The following is a 14,382-nucleotide window of genomic DNA, read 5'->3' as shown; positions in this document are numbered from 1 at the left end:
CCCTTCGAGTCCCGCCCGACCGCGACCGCCCCGCACCTCGCGCCTCCCCAGCCTCGCGGTTCGCGCTCTCCGAGCGCTCACCGCGTCCCTCGCGCGTGCTGTCTCGCGGCCGCCGGTGGCGCGGCCGCTCGCAGGCACGCGCCGGCGTACACATCCGTCAGTCGCCGTCAGCGGGGTTCCCGTCGCGCGTCTTCACGGCGACGCCGGAGCCGAGCTGCTCGGCCTCCGCGCCGGAGAGTTCGGCGCGGCCGACCCCGAAGATCGCTCCGGTTTCGTCGACGACGAGCACCTCGTCGCCGGGGCGGATCCCGTCGTCGGCCGCGGTGACGAACTTCGCGAACGCGTTGCGCCCCTCGCGCACGAACGGCTCGCTCTCCTCGCCGACGACCATCCGGTGTCGCGGTTCGGGGAACGCGTCGGCGATCCGCTTCCCGCCGGCGAGCCCGAGCGTAAACCGGCCGTCGGTGCCGTACGAGACGAGTCGGTCGCCCTCGCTGCTGCCGGGGGTGTCGTCGACGTCGCCGTCGATCACCTGCCGCGGGCGGCCGCCGCTCGACCGGCGCACCGTGAGCGGGGCGTCCGGCGGGAACAGGGCCTCGCCCGCGTCGGCCCCGAACTGGTAGTCGGCCGCGGTCCGGAGGTCCGCGAGCGTGTCGGCGTCGGTCATGGCCGCCGTTCTCAGCGCGCGCTGAAAGCGGTTGCGACAGCGCCCGAAGCCGCCGGGCCGACCCCTCAGCCGAGCGCGGGGTACGACGCGGCGACCCCGTCGCCGTCGACGCGCCAGCGCTCGGCTATCTCCCGGTACGCCGCCGGGTCCGCGGCCGAATCCGGCGGGACCGCCTCCGGCGGCGCCTCGCGGAGCGCCGCCCGAAGCGCCTCGCGGTCGATCGGTTCCGGTCCGGCGTCGTTCCCCGCGAGCAGGTCGGCGAGCCGATCGCCCGCCGACGCGACCGCCCGCGCGTCCTCGACCCGCCGGCCGAGGTCGAGCGCCGCCGTCAGCCGACCCGCCGCCGCCTCGGCGTCGCCGCGCTCGGCCGCCGCCGCGCCCAGCGACGCGAGCGCCTTCGCCTCGGCCTGCGCGAACCCCCCCTCCCGGGCCGACTCGACCGCGGATTCAAGCGCCGTCGCCGCGGCGTCGGCGTCGCCGCGAGCCAGCGCCGCCCGCCCGCGGATCCGGTCCGTCTCGGCCAGCCGCTTGCGGCCCGCGTGGTCGTCGAGCAGCGCCGCGGCCCGTTCGACCCGCCGCTCGGCCGCGCCCGGATCGCCGCGGTCGACCGCCACCTCCGCGAGGATCGCGGTCACCATCGCGCGCCGGGCGTCGGCGTCGAGCGCGTCGAAGCGGTCCAAGGCAGTCCTCAGGAACCGCTCCGCCCGGTCGAAGTCGCGGGCGAGGTGCGCCGCGCTGCCGAGGTGGCTCAACGCGAGCGCCTCGCACATGTCGGAGCCGATCCGCTCGGCGATCGCCCGGGCCTCCGCCGCGCGAGCGACCGCCTCGCCGACGGTGCCGCGCTGCTCCGCGATCGCGGAGAGATTCAACTGCGAAATCGCCTCTCGATGTTCGTCCCCCGCCGTCCGGTAGCCGTCCAGCGCGCGGCGCGCGGTCCGCTCGGCGGCGTCGAGGTCCCCCCGCCGCCGCAGCGCGACCGCGAGGTTCGCCCGGACGTTCGCCTCGCCGTGGGTGTCGTCGTGGGCGCGGAACAGGTCGCCGGCGACCCGGTAGTGCTCGAGGACCGCGTCGGACCCGTCGAGGGCGTCGAGGGCGTTGCCGGCGTCCGTCATCGCCTTCGCCTTCGCGATCGGGTCGCCGGTCCGCGCGGCGATGGCGCACGCCCGCGACGCCGCCTCGTACGCGGCCTCGTAGTCGCCGTCGAAGTGCGCCGCCTGCGCCCGCCCGCGGACCGCCGACGCGAGCCCGGTCCGATCGCCCGCGGCGGCGAACAGCTCCTCGGCCCGCCGGAACCGCTCCCGCGCCGCGTCGTACTCGCCCCGCCGACGGGCGACGTCGCCGTACCCCCGCTGGCGCTCGGCCGCCCCCGCCTCGCCGGTCGGCCGCCACGCGTCCAGCGCCGCCGCGGCGCCGTCGAGGTCGCCGGCGTCGATGTACATCCGCGCGACCCACTCCGGCGGCCGGTCGCGCAGGTCGTCGGGGCACGCGTCCGGGAGGTCGATCCACGCGTAGCGGACGCGACCGTACAGCGCGGCGAGCCGCGGGTACCGCCGTCCGACGCCGTACACCGACCGGACGGTCGCCGCCGCCCACGCGCTCGGGTCGCGCTCGATCCGGTCTATTGCCGGCGCCTCCCCGCCGACGGCCCGCCGGACGCGGGACCGACGCGCCGGGTCGTCCGCGAGCGCGAGCAGCCGCGAGACGACCCGGCCCACGCGTCTGGCGACGACCGGCTCCGGCTCGCGGTCGACGAGCCGCTCCAAGAACAGCACCGACCACTCGTCGTGGACCGCGCGGTACTCCCCGTCGCCCGCCCGGACGAGGACCGTCCCCGCGAGGCGGTCGAGCGCCCGTCGGACCCCGTCGACGGTCGGCGACGGCTCGCCGTCGGTTCCGCCCCCGGTCGCCCCCTCGCGATCGTCGACGAGCGCGTACGCCAGCGTCCGGAGGTCGCTCGCGCCGGCGACGTTGAGGAGGTTCACCAGCACCGCGACGTCCGCGGTCGGCGGCGGGCGGTTCCTGACCTCGCGCACCGCCTCCGCGACCGCCCGCTCCAACCCCGACGCGGGCGCGGCGCCGCCCGCTTCATTCTCCGGCGACGCCTCGCCGGCGTTCCCGTCCGCCTCTTCCGACCGAACGGTCCCGCCTCGGACCGCGCGGACGAGGCGGTGGCCGAGCGCGAGCAGCTCCCCCACGCGCTCGTCGTCGTCGCCGCGCACGTCGTCAAGCAGCGAGCTCGGGTCGGCCGCCGGCGCGGTTCCGGTGCGGTCGGCGACGTGGCGGACGAACCGCTCCACCTCGCGCTCGTCGAGTCGGGGCATCCGAACGGTCTCGATCGCCCGCCGGTAGCGGAGGTCAGCGGGCGACAGCGGGAGCCCGTCGAGGTCGTCGTACGGCTCCTCGCGCGCGTCGAACAGGAACGACACGTCGCCGCAGTCGGCCAGTTGGCGGGCGACGGTGATCGCTTCCGCGGCCCCCGGGTCGACGGCGTCCTCGACGACGACGAGGTGGTGTCCGTCCCCCCCGGTGACGCGTTCGCGCAGGCGGTCCGTCGCGGTGAACGGGTCGCCCCCGTCGCTTGTCCGGTACGTCACCGGGCCGCGTCCCGACCGGTACCACTCGACCGCGACGCTCCGGCAGACGGTGCTCTTGCCGCTTCCCGGCGGCCCGACCAGGGCGTGGTCGGTCCCCCCGGCGAGCCCCTCGACGAGTGCCCCCGCGAGCTCGCGCCGCTCGCCGTCGCACGCGACGCTCCTCTCGAGGACGTGTCCCGCGTCGACCTCGGGGAACGACGCCGTGGCCCGCAGCGGGCCGCACGGGTTCGGATCGCCGGCGAGGCGGTCCTCGTCGACCGCGCGGAACCCCTGCGCCGAGAGCGATCCGGCCCCCTCGTCGTTCGGATACCCGCGCCCCAAGAGGCCGCCGTCGGACGAGCGGCGCGAGTCACGCGAGCCGTCGCCGCCGAGCCGGCCGCCTCCGGGCCGGTCGTCCTCGGACCGGCCGCCTCCGGTCCGCTTCCCCGCCGCGCGCCCGGTCGCCGCGAGCGCTTCGGTCGTGTCGCGGCCCCGCTCGATCAGCCCGCGCACCTCGGTCTCCGCCCACGCGACCGCCTCTGGCTCGGTCGACGCCGTCACGCCGTGGAGCGCGCCGTCGTCGAAGACGAGGAGCAGCGCGGTGTCGTCGGCCGCGACGACCCCCGCGTCGACGGCGTCGACGGCGGCGATCCGACAGTCGTCCCGGTTCGCGACGGTACCGAGGTCGTCCGCGAACCGCTCGGTCGCGTGGCGGTACACCCGATCCGCCAGCGCCAGATCGACGGAGCCGCCGCCGACGGCCGCGCGCCGGAGCCGCTCCGCCACCCGCGGGTAGGGGAACGCGGGCAGCGCGGCGGCGACCGAGTCGGCGTCGGCGAGCGCGTCGTCGAGGGCCTCCAGCGGTCGGTACGGGTCCGGCGCTGCGGCCCGGTGCGTCTCGGCCTTCCGGAGGACCGCGGGGTCGACGCCGACATCCGCGCCGAGGGGGTCGAGCACGTCGCCCGCGGCCGCGAGGTCGGCCGCGGCCGTCAGGAACTCGCGGTACTGTTCCGCGAGGAGGCGGCCCGAGAGCGTCGTCAGGTAGCCGTCGGTCTCGCCGGCGACGAGCCCGGCCGCCTCCAGCTCGTCTATCGCGCGGTTCACCGTCGACCGGGAGTGGCCGAGCGCGTCGACGAGCTCGTGCTTCCGCAGCGGCTCCGCGGCGAGCCGTTCGAGGAAGTCGAGGCGACGCTCGACGACGCCCGCGAGCTCCGACGGCTCGGTCATACGTCCCCCCGCACCGTCCCCACCGACATAACTGTTTCTTCGATGACGACTTGGCCCGCGCGGTGACACAGTGTTTCACGGGGTGAGAATAAGCCGGACACCGGCGCAGTGGTACCCATGAGTGGGGATCGGACGAGCGGGAGCGACGGCCCGGGCGTGGAGACGCCCGACGGGACGGAACCGACCGACCCCGCCGAGGCGTCGAAGGACGGGAGCGACGGCCCGGGCGCGGAGACGCCCGACGGGACGGAACCGACCGACCCCGCCGAGGCGTCGAAGGACGGGAGCGACGGACCGGCGACGCATGGACGCGACGGTCCGAGCGCGACCGGCCCGGAGGAAGCGAGGGCGGCGGCCGGCGGACCCGACGCGGCGGCCTCGGACTCGTCGCGGCGCGCAGAGCGAACCGTCGCCGCGGCGCGGACGGCGGCGAACGAACTGGCCGCGTGGGACCCCGACGACGCCGCCGCCCTCGTGCGGTCCGTCGGCGAGCGCTTGGCGGACGGAGAGACGATCAGCCGGCTCGCGCGGTCGGCGGCCAACGAGACGGGGCGGGGGCACCCGGGGACGAAGGCGGAGAAGGTCGCGACCGAGATCGACGCCGCCCGGCGGTCGGTCCGAGACGCGCCGACCGCCGGCGTGGTCGACCGCGACGGCGCGGCGGGGACGGTGACGGTCGCCGGGCCGCTCGGCGTCGTCGGCGCGGCGGTCCCCGCCACGCACCCGGTCGTGGTCCCCGCGGTCCTCTCGCTGTACGGGCTCGCCGCGCGGAACGCGGTCGTCCTCGCGCCGTCGCCGTCGGCGGTCGAGACGTGCGACGCGGTCGTCGAGACCGTCAGTCGCGCGCTCGCCGACGCCGGCGCGCCGACGGACGCGGTCTCGATGCTCCCGGCGCCGCCCTCGAAGCCCGAGACGGACGCGCTGTTCGAGCGCGCCGACTTCGTCGTCGCTGCCGGCTCCGAGACCACCGTCGCCGCGGGACAGCGCTGCGGGACGCCGAACGTCGCCGCGAGCGCCGACGGCGTCGTCGCCGTCGCCGACGGGTCGGTCCCGGCCCCGGCCGTGGCGGCGCGGGTCGCGGTCGGCGCGACGTACGACTTCGGGGCTCACCCCGCGGGCGACGCCGCGGTCGTCACCGTGTCGCCGGCGGTCGACCCGCTGTGCGCCGCCCTCGAAGACGAGGGGGGGTACGTCCTCGACGCGGCCGAGCGCGACCGCCTCCGCGCGCTCCTCGGCGACTCGGAGGGCGGCGAGAGCGAGGCACGCGCCGCAGGTTCGGACCCGCGCGGGAAGTCGCCGCGGCGGCTGGCGGCCGCGCTCGGCCTCCCGAACGCGGCGCGTCAGACCTCCTTCCTGATCGTGACGCCCGACAGCGCCGACGACCCGCTCGCGACGCTGCCCGGGATCCCCGCGATTGCGGTCCACGGCCGCGACGGGTTCGACGCCGCGCTCGGGCTCGCCGCCGACCTCGGGTCCCCTCACGCGGCGGCGGTCCACACCACTCAGCAGCGCCGCGCCCGCCGGGCCGCGGCGCGGCTCGCTCCCGGGCGCCTCGTCGTCAACCAGCCGGGGATCGCGGCGACGGGGGCGCGCTCGAACGGGTTCGAGGCGGCGCCCGTGCTGGGCGGCGGGGCCGCCGAGGGGAGCCAGCTGTGCGGCGGGCTCACGCCCGCCCGCCTCGCGCGGACGACGACCGTCGCGGCGACGAGCGTCGTCGACGGCGCGTCACACCGGAACGGCGCGGGCGACACGCTCCGCGGGCCCTGAAGCGGTCTCCGCACGGAGGATCTGAAGCGGTCTCCCCGCAGCCCGTGAAACGTTTCCCCGCGTGCTCCGCGGCCCCGTCAGAGCTCGATCTTGTCCACGATCGAGCCGTTGCCGTCCTGCCCGTCGCTGTGGGTGTTGATCGCAATCGTCTGGACCCGGTCTTCCAGCAGCGACCCCTCCATCTTCGCCTTCAGCAGCGAGTCGACCTGGTAGACGCCGGCGGCGTTGTTCATCCGGATCACGACCTGAACGGGCGTTTCGTCGCCCTGGCGCAGCGAGACGCGCTCGATCGCCTGCGAGGAGACGGTGTTGATCCCGCGGCCGCCCTCCTCGTAGGGGACACGCGAGCGCCCGCGTTCCATGTCGAGGCCGTCGGCGATCCGGACGACGCCCGCCTCCAGCGTGAGCGGCTGTTCCTCGGTGTGGTGACAGAGGATCGCGTGGAGCACCTCCGCCTTCACGCGGACCCGATCGGCGACGCCGTAGAAGGAGGGGAGGAGGTCGTCCAGCAGGTCCGCCGCCAGCGGGATCGAGTAGTAGGGGTGGTCGTGGCGGTGGACGACGTGGCCGATGTCATGGAGGGTCGCCGCGAGCGCGACGATCACCGGCTCGTCGGCCTCGTCGAGCCCCTGCTGGCGCGCGCCGTTGAACCCGACGCCGCCTGACTTGAGCAGGTCGTACAGCCGGAGGGCGCGGTCGCGCACGATCTCGACGTGTTTGGCGCCGTGGTCGTTGTACCCCTTCCGGGCGACCGGGTTGACGTTCTGCGCCTCCAGGTAGGTGAGGACCTCTTCGTCGGATTCGAGCCGGTCGAGGACCTCGTTGAGCCGCCCGTCCGGGAACGCGTGCTCGGCGTCCGGGTCGTACTCGTGACGCGTAGCGTCGGTGTCGGCGTCTATCTCCTCGCGCGCTGCGGGCGCGTCCTCCGCGGTCGGGTCGCGGGCGTCGTCGCCGTCGGTGGGCTCTGGGCCGTCGTCGGTGGGCTCTGGGCCGTCGTCGGTGGGCTCTGGGTCGTCGTCGGTGGGGTCGCTCATGCCTCTCTCAGAGTGTCCCGGCCGGGATAAATGTGCGAGACGCGCGGCCCCGCGGTGACGCTCGGCCCCGTAACGACGACCGGATCGGCCGTGTCCCCCGCCTCGCACGCTCCCGGACGCGGCGGCCGCCGAGGCGGGAACCGCGGAGAGCGGGCGGCCAACCGGCCGCGGCGGCAGTTTCGGCGCGAGGCACAACGTATAAGCGCGCGACCGGTCCATATACCGGTGTGACCCGATCCGCGTCCGCGTGCGGTCCGCAGTCGGCGTCAGCGACGCGGCTCTTCTCGAAAAAACGCGCGTGATCCGTCCGCCGGCGGGAGTGGCGACCCCGTCCCGGACGACCCCCGACCCGCGCGCACCGGCCCGCTTACCGATCCGGACCCACCGCAGCACCCCATGACAGACACGACCACCACGACACCCTACGCGACGCAGACGGACAGCCAGGCGACCGACGCGCCCTTCGAGGGCGTCTACCCGGCGATGACGACCCCGTTCACCGAGGACGACGCGGTCGACCACGACCAGCTCGCGGCGAACGCCCGGTACCTCGAACGCGCCGGCGTCGACGGCGTCGTCCCGGTCGGCTCGACGGGCGAGTCGGCGACGATGAGCCACGACGAACACGTCGCGGTGATCGAGACGGTCCGCGACGCGCTCGACGACATCCCCGTGATCGCGGGTACCGGCTCGAACAACACCGAGGAGGCGCTGTCGCTGTCGCGGCGCGCGGCCGACGCGGGCGCCGACGGCCTGCTGCTCATCTCGCCGTACTACAACATGCCCGAACCGCAGGGCTTCCTCGACCACTACCGGACCATCGCGGACGCGGTCGACCTCCCGCAGATCGTCTACAACGTCCCGAGCCGCACGGGCCGGTCGATCCCGGCCGATGTCACCGTCGAGCTGGCAGCACACCCGAACATCCGCGGCTACAAGGCGGCCTCCGGCGACCTCAACCTGATCAGCGAGGTGATCGAGCGGACCCGCGACGAGGCGTTCGCGGTGCTGTCGGGCGACGACGGGCTCACGCTCCCCGTCCTCTCGGTCGGCGGCACCGGGACGATCAGCGTGGTCGCCAACGTTGAACCCGAACGGACCTGCGCGATGGTCGGCGCCGCGCTCTCCGGCGACTACGACCGCGCGCGGACGCTCCACCACGAGCTGTCGCCGCTCGTCCGCGAGCTGTTCGCCGAGACGAACCCGATCCCGGTGAAGGAGGCGATGTACCTCCGCGGACGCGGCGCCCCCCGCGTCCGCTCGCCCCTCTCGCGGCTCTCCGAGGGACGCCGGGAGGCGCTCCGAGACCTGCTGGCCGCGTACGACGAGCGCGCGCCGGGGACGATCGACCCGACGGCCGTCGCTCCCGTCGGGACCGGGGGCGCCGAATGAGCGCCGACCCCCTGTCAATCGCCGTGACGGGCGCCGGCGGTCGCATGGGCCGCGAGGTGATCGAGGCCGCTGCCGCCCGGGAGGGCGTCACGGTCGCGGTCGCCGTCAACCGGACCGAGACCGACCCGGTCGCGGGCGTCGCGGTCGGGGACGCCGACCGCCTCGACGACCTGCTCGCGAGCGAGGCCCCGGACGCCCTCGTCGACTTCACCGGCCCCGACTCGGCGGTCGCGTACGCCGCGGCCTGCGCCGACGCCGGCGTCCCCCTCGTCACCGGGACGACCGGGTTCGGGGACGCGCAGATCGACGACATCCGCGCCGCGAGCGAAGCTGTGCCCGTCCTCAAGGCGTCGAACTTCGCGCGGGGCGTCGCGGCGCTCCGCCGGGCGGTCCGCGAGGCGGCCGCGGCGCTGCCGGGCTACGACGTCGAGCTGACCGAGACGCACCACAACGCGAAGCGCGACGCCCCCTCCGGCACCGCGAAGTCGATCCTCGACGACGTGGAGGGCGTTCGCGAGGACCTCGACGAGCGCGTCCACGGCCGCGAGGGCGACGCGCCGCGCGAGTCCGGAGAGATCGGCGTCCACGCCCGCCGTGCTGGGGACGTGACCGGCGAACACGAGGTCCTGCTGGCCGGGAACCGCGAGACGCTCGAACTCACGCACCGCGCCGGCGACCGCGGGGTGTTCGCCGAGGGCGCGCTCGACGCCGCCGAGTGGCTCGCCGAGCGCGACCCGGGCTGGTACGGGTTCGGCGACGTGCTGGACGCCGGGGCCGCCGATGAATAACGACGAGACATACTTACTTCGACGAGTAAATACCGCTACTCATCCATACACCATCCAATGAGCCTCGAAGCCGACGTTTCCGATCTGTGGGACCGCTATCAGGACGGGCTGACCGCTGCGGACGCGACCGACGAGGACGCGGCCGTCGTCGACGAGTTCCTCGCCGCCCTGGAGGCCGGCGAGGTCCGCGCCGCAGAGAAGAGCGGCGACGACGTGACCTCGTGGGAGGCCAACGAGTGGGTCAAGCGGGGGATCCTGCTCAACTTCGGCCTGCGCGAGACGGAGCCCCGCGAGTACGGCGGCGTCACCTACCACGACGTGCTCCCGCTGCGCGACACCGCCGACCTCGCCGAGCGGGGCACGCGGAACACGCCGGACGGGACCGCGATCCGCCGCGGGGCGTACCTCGGCAGCGACTGTATCATGATGAGCCCCTCGTTCGTCAACATGGGGGCGTACGTCGGCGACGGCACGCTCGTCGACTCCTGTGACACCGTCGGCTCCTGCGCGCAGCTCGGCGAGAACGTCAAGCTCGGCGCCAACACTCTGATCGGTGGCGTCCTCGAGCCCGTCGAGGACGCGCCCGTAATCATCGAGGACGGTGTCTCCCTCGGTGCGGGCTGTCGGGTCACCTCGGGGTTCCGCGTCGGCGAGAACACGGTCGTCGGCGAGAACACCCTGCTGACCCCCCGAATCCCCGTCTACGACCTCGTCGAGGAGGAGGTCATCTACGGGCACCTCCCGGCCGAGCGACGGGCGTTCACCCGGATGGTGGAGTCGTCCGTCGGCGACCATGACCTGTTCGAGGGCGGGGCGTACAAGCCCGCGGTCGTGGCGACGCACGTCGAGGAGGAGACGCTGGAGGCGACGCAGCGGGAGGACGCGCTCCGCGAATGAGCGACGCCGAGGCGGCCGCGGGAGCGACCGACGAGGCGGACGGCGACAACCCCCCGGTCCGCCGCGTGAGCGACTGGGACGCCGGGCGCCTCCGCGGACTAGCCGACGCCCACGGGACGGCCCTGTACGTCCAGGACCTCGACCGGGTCCGCGAGAACTGCGAGCGCCTGCTCGCGGCGTTCCCCGACGCGGACGTGCGGTACGCCGTCAAGGCGCACACGGGCCAGGCCGTCTTGGAGACCGTTCGCGACGCCGGCCTCGACGCCGAGTGCGCCTCGGCGGGCGAGGTCGACCGCGCGCTCGCGGCGGGCTTCGACGGCTCCCGGCTCCACTACACCGCGGTCAACCCCCCCGCTCGCGACCTCGACTACGTCGCCGGCGTCGCGGAGGCCGACCCGGACCTCACCGTCACGGTCGGCGCGGTCGACACCCTCGACCGACTCGCGGAGCGCGGGTACGACGGCCGGGTCTGCGTCCGCGTGAACCCCGGCGTCGGCGCGGGCCACCACGAGAAGGTCACCACCGGCGGGGCCGCGAAGTTCGGGGTCCCGTACGACCGCGCCGCAGAGGTGACGCGGGACGCGGCCGAGCGCTTCGACGCGGTCGGGGTCCACGCCCACGCGGGCTCCGGGATCGACCCGGACCAGCTCGACAGCCACCGCGAACTGGTCGCGCGCATGGGCGACCTGGCGCGCGAGCTGACCGACCCGGACGCCGAGGGGGCCGCTCCCCTCGACCTCGAGTACGTCGACGTCGGCGGCGGGTTCGGCGTCCCCTACGAGGAGGACGCCCCGGCGCTCGACCTGCGGGCCGTCGCCGACGCCACCCGGGAGGCGGTCGCGCCGCTCCCCGAGGGCCTCGACCTCGCGATAGAACCCGGGCGGTACGTCGTCGCCGACGCCGGCGTCCTCCTGGCGCGCGTGAACACGGTAAAGCCGACGCCGGACGAGACGGTCGTCGGCGTCGACGCGGGGATGACGGACCTGCTCCGTCCGGCGATGTACGACGCGTACCACCCGATCCGCAACTTGGGGAGCGGGCGGGGGCGCGAGGGAGGCGACGCGCCCCCCGTCGGAGAGCGGGAGGCAACCCCTGTCACGGTCGCCGGACCTATCTGTGAGACCGGCGATGCGTTCTGTGAGAACCGAGCGCTCGCCGAGCCGGTCCGCGGAGACCTCCTTGCGGTCGGCGTCGCGGGCGCCTACGGGTACGAGATGGCGAGCCAATACAACTCACGACCGCGGCCCGCGGAGGTCGCGCTCGACGACGGAACCGCGACGATCGCCCGCCGCAGGGAGACGCTCGGCGACCTGACGACGGTCGAACGCGAGATCCCGCGCGACCGAGCCGGCCGATCGGAGGGCGACCGATGAGCGCCCACGCCGTCCCGGTGGAGAAGTACCACGGCACCGGCAACGACTTCATCGTCGTCGACGCGGACGCCGAGGGCGTCGGCGACCGCGCGGCGTTCGCGCGCGCGCACTGCGACCGCGGGACGGGCGTCGAGGGAGACGGGGACCGCCGCGGCGCCGACGGCGTCCTCTTCCTTAGCGTCGCTGAGCGGTTCGACCCGACCCGCGTCGTGATGACGCTGGTCCAGCCGGACGGCTCCACGGCGACGATGTGCGGCAACGGCGCCCGCGTCGTCGCGCGGTGGGCCAACGACCGAACGGGTGACCGCGAGTTCATGATCGACACGCAGGCCGGGACCCGGCGGGCGACCGTGAACGCGGACGCGACCGCGGCCACCATCGAGATGGGCGAGCCGACGTTCGACCCGCGTCGCGTTCCGGCCGCCCGCGGGGGCGCCCTCGCGGACGAGCCCCTCGTCGACGAGCCGGTCGCGGGGCTGCCCGTCACCGCCGTCAACACCGGCGTGCCACACGCGGTCGCGTTCGTCGACGGCGGGCGCGACGACCCCGACGGCATCGACGCGGTCGACCTCGACGCGGTCGCGCCGCCGGTCCGTCACGCCGACGCCTTCCCCGAGGGCGCGAACGTGAACCTCGCGGCCGTCGTCGACGACGGGTCGGGCGACGGCCCCGCGGTGCTCGACCAGCGCACATTCGAGCGCGGCGTCGAGGGGGAGACGCGGTCCTGCGGCACCGGCGCGGTCGCGGTCGTCGCGGCCGCCCGCCGGCTCGGACTGATCGAGGGCGAGACCGCGGTGAGCCGCCCCCCGGGCGGCGAGCTGGAGATCGCGGTTCCGGACCGCGGCCACGCCACCCTGACCGGTCCGGTCGCCCACGAGTTCTCGGGGACGCTCCCCGCCGACCCGCGATGAGCGACCGGAGCGACGCCACCCCGGGCCGCGACGACGAGTTCGACCCGGTCTCGTTCCTCGAAGACGCGGTCCCGATCGCCTCCCACGAGTCGGTCGAAGCGATGCGCGAGCTCGTCGTCGAGACGCTCGCGGCTCGCGCGACCGACCCCGTCGTCGACGCCGACGGCTGCGTCCTCGCGGAGAAGCGATCCCCGGCGCCCGATTCGGGCCCGCACCTCGTGTTGAACACGCACCTCGACACGGTGACGCCGCACGTCCCGTTCGAGCGGGGCGAGGCGAGCGCGGACGAGCGTGGCGGCCCCGAGGCGAACGCCGCGGCCGGCGAAGCGGTGATCCGCGGGCGCGGCGCCTGCGACGCGAAGGGACCGCTTGCGGCGCTGTTGGCGGGCTTCCTCGCCGCCGACCCCGAGCGCGGCCGGATCACGCTGGCGCTCACGCCCGACGAGGAGGCGCTGTCACTCGGCGCGGCGGCGCTGACGGGCCGACTCCCGGGGACCGACGACCGACTCGACGGCGACCTGTTCCTCGTCGGCGAGCCGACCGGGCTCGACGCCTGTACCGCGGCCAAGGGCCGGTTTCAGGCGACCGTCGAGCTGTCCGGAACGGCTGCCCACGCCGCGGAGTTCGCGGGCGCGAACGCGGTCGCCGCCGCGGAGGACGCGCTCGCGGCGATCCGGACGTTCGACGCGGACGCAGCCGACCATCCGCAGCTCGGGTCGCCGAAGCTCACCCCGACCGTCATCGAGGGGGGTGCGGCGACGAACCAGGTGCCGGCGGACTGCGAGATCACGGTCGATCGGCGCAGCGTCCCGCCGGAGTCCGCCGAGGAGTTCCGTGAGTCGCTCGCGGCCGCGGTGCGGGCGTCGCTCGGCGACGGCGCTGGGGAGGACTCCAGCGACGTCGACACCGCGGTCGCGCTCACCGACCGCGAGTCGCCGTTCTTGGAGGCGTTCGCGACGGAACCAGACCACGAACTCGTCCGAACCGTCGCGGCCGCGGCGCGGGACGCGGGCGACGCCGTCGGTCTCCCGAGCGGGCGCGGCGGGGGCGTGCGCCCGTTCGGCGCGGCGACGGAGGCGTCGTACTTCGCGCCGGCGCCGACGGTCGTGTTCGGTCCGGGGGATCTTGCCGACGAAAGCGGGGCCGTCGCGCACGCCGAGCGGGAGTACGTCCGAGTGCGCGAGGTGGAGGCGGCGGCGGCGACGGTCGAGCGCGCGCTGTCGACGCTGCTCGGGTAGCCCTTCGGGTGGCTCCTACAACAGGAACTTCTCCTCGTCCTCCGCGAGGTCGACGAAGTCGTCGGCGGCCTCGATCAGCTCGTCGGCGGCGGAGTTGCCGAACCCCATCGCCTCCACCCGGACCCCCTCGTGACGGAGGTGCGAGCAGAGCCGGGCGAAGTCGCCGTCGCCGGTACAGAGGACGACGGTGTCGACGTGGCTCGCGAGCGAGACGGCGTCGAGGCTCATCCCGAGGTCCCAGTCGGCCTTCTTCGAGCCGTCCGCGAACGTCTTGATCTCCTTGATCTTCGTCTCGAAGCCGATGTCGCGGAGCGCCTCGAAGAAGCTCTCCTCCTCGGGGGAGTCGGCGCGGATCACGTACGCGATAGCGCGGACCAGCGACCGGTCCGCGACGGCCCCGTCGAGGAGGCCGGAGTAGTCGATGTTCCGCGAGTAGAAGCTCTGTGCCGAGTGATACAGGTTCTGTGAGTCCGCCAGCACCGCAACGCGCTGGTCCGGGTGAATGTCGGTCATGG

11 protein-coding genes are annotated in these 14,382 nt (G+C 74.9%); 7 read left to right on the top strand and 4 right to left on the bottom strand.

Translation table 11 applies throughout. From position 1 onward, the window contains the following. Positions 1 to 157 precede the first annotated feature (157 nt). Together EXE52_RS02410 and EXE52_RS02405 are read right to left on the bottom strand one after the other, a co-directional pair. Positions 158 to 667 carry a PUA domain-containing protein gene (locus EXE52_RS02410; RefSeq protein WP_089307907.1) on the bottom strand — a complete coding sequence of 170 codons (510 nt, stop codon included), beginning with the start codon at positions 665 to 667 and terminating at the stop codon, positions 158 to 160. 65 nt (positions 668 to 732) lie between these two features. After that, positions 733 to 4,467 (bottom strand): MarR family transcriptional regulator, encoded by a 3,735-nt coding sequence (locus EXE52_RS02405; protein WP_089307906.1) that lies wholly within the window; start codon positions 4,465 to 4,467, stop codon positions 733 to 735. A gap of 117 nt (positions 4,468 to 4,584) precedes the next feature. Here EXE52_RS02405 and EXE52_RS02400 point away from each other — a divergent pair, with 117 nt between their 5' ends. Beyond that, entirely contained in the window at positions 4,585 to 6,234 is a 1,650-nt protein-coding gene (locus tag EXE52_RS02400; RefSeq protein WP_241988189.1) for an aldehyde dehydrogenase family protein, read from the top strand. 77 nt (positions 6,235 to 6,311) lie between these two features. Here EXE52_RS02400 and EXE52_RS02395 read toward each other — a convergent pair whose 3' ends face one another. Further along, the gene (locus tag EXE52_RS02395) at positions 6,312 to 7,268 is read right to left on the bottom strand and encodes an HD domain-containing protein (RefSeq protein WP_089307905.1); all 957 of its coding nucleotides are present in this window, start codon (positions 7,266 to 7,268) and stop codon (positions 6,312 to 6,314) included. Positions 7,269 to 7,664: 396 nt separating this feature from the next. On the opposite strand from EXE52_RS02395, the gene dapA reads away from it, so the two are divergent. The 6 genes from dapA to EXE52_RS02365 are packed head-to-tail and all read left to right on the top strand — an operon-like array spanning position 7,665 to position 13,867. Continuing rightward, entirely contained in the window at positions 7,665 to 8,660 is a 996-nt protein-coding gene (gene dapA, locus EXE52_RS02390) for a 4-hydroxy-tetrahydrodipicolinate synthase (protein ID WP_086216650.1), read from the top strand. Continuing rightward, entirely contained in the window at positions 8,657 to 9,448 is a 792-nt protein-coding gene (dapB, locus tag EXE52_RS02385; RefSeq protein ID WP_086216649.1) for a 4-hydroxy-tetrahydrodipicolinate reductase, read from the top strand. The genes dapA and dapB overlap by 4 nt, the downstream gene beginning before the upstream one ends. 57 nt (positions 9,449 to 9,505) lie before the next feature. Then, positions 9,506 to 10,345: a 2,3,4,5-tetrahydropyridine-2,6-dicarboxylate N-succinyltransferase gene (locus EXE52_RS02380; RefSeq protein ID WP_049931247.1), complete on the top strand. Its 840-nt coding sequence runs from the start codon at positions 9,506 to 9,508 to the stop codon at positions 10,343 to 10,345. Then, positions 10,342 to 11,718, top strand: coding sequence for a diaminopimelate decarboxylase (lysA, locus tag EXE52_RS02375; RefSeq protein ID WP_089307904.1), 1,377 nt, complete (start codon positions 10,342 to 10,344; stop codon positions 11,716 to 11,718). The genes EXE52_RS02380 and lysA overlap by 4 nt, the downstream gene beginning before the upstream one ends. After that, positions 11,715 to 12,629, top strand: coding sequence for a diaminopimelate epimerase (gene dapF, locus EXE52_RS02370; protein WP_089307903.1), 915 nt, complete (start codon positions 11,715 to 11,717; stop codon positions 12,627 to 12,629). The genes lysA and dapF overlap by 4 nt, the downstream gene beginning before the upstream one ends. Continuing rightward, positions 12,626 to 13,867, top strand: coding sequence for a M20/M25/M40 family metallo-hydrolase (locus EXE52_RS02365; protein ID WP_089307902.1), 1,242 nt, complete (start codon positions 12,626 to 12,628; stop codon positions 13,865 to 13,867). The genes dapF and EXE52_RS02365 overlap by 4 nt, the downstream gene beginning before the upstream one ends. A gap of 15 nt (positions 13,868 to 13,882) precedes the next feature. On the opposite strand, the gene EXE52_RS02360 is transcribed toward EXE52_RS02365, so the two are convergent. Next, complete coding sequence (locus tag EXE52_RS02360; RefSeq protein ID WP_049931242.1) at positions 13,883 to 14,380, bottom strand: NYN domain-containing protein; 498 nt, start codon at positions 14,378 to 14,380, stop codon at positions 13,883 to 13,885. Positions 14,381 to 14,382: the final 2 nt, after the last annotated feature.

Source organism: Halorubrum sp. CGM4_25_10-8A (assembly GCF_005435025.1).
In the GTDB taxonomy this organism is placed as follows: Archaea; Halobacteriota; Halobacteria; order Halobacteriales; family Haloferacaceae; genus Halorubrum; species Halorubrum ezzemoulense.
This window is presented reverse-complemented; position numbering and strand designations above follow the sequence as displayed.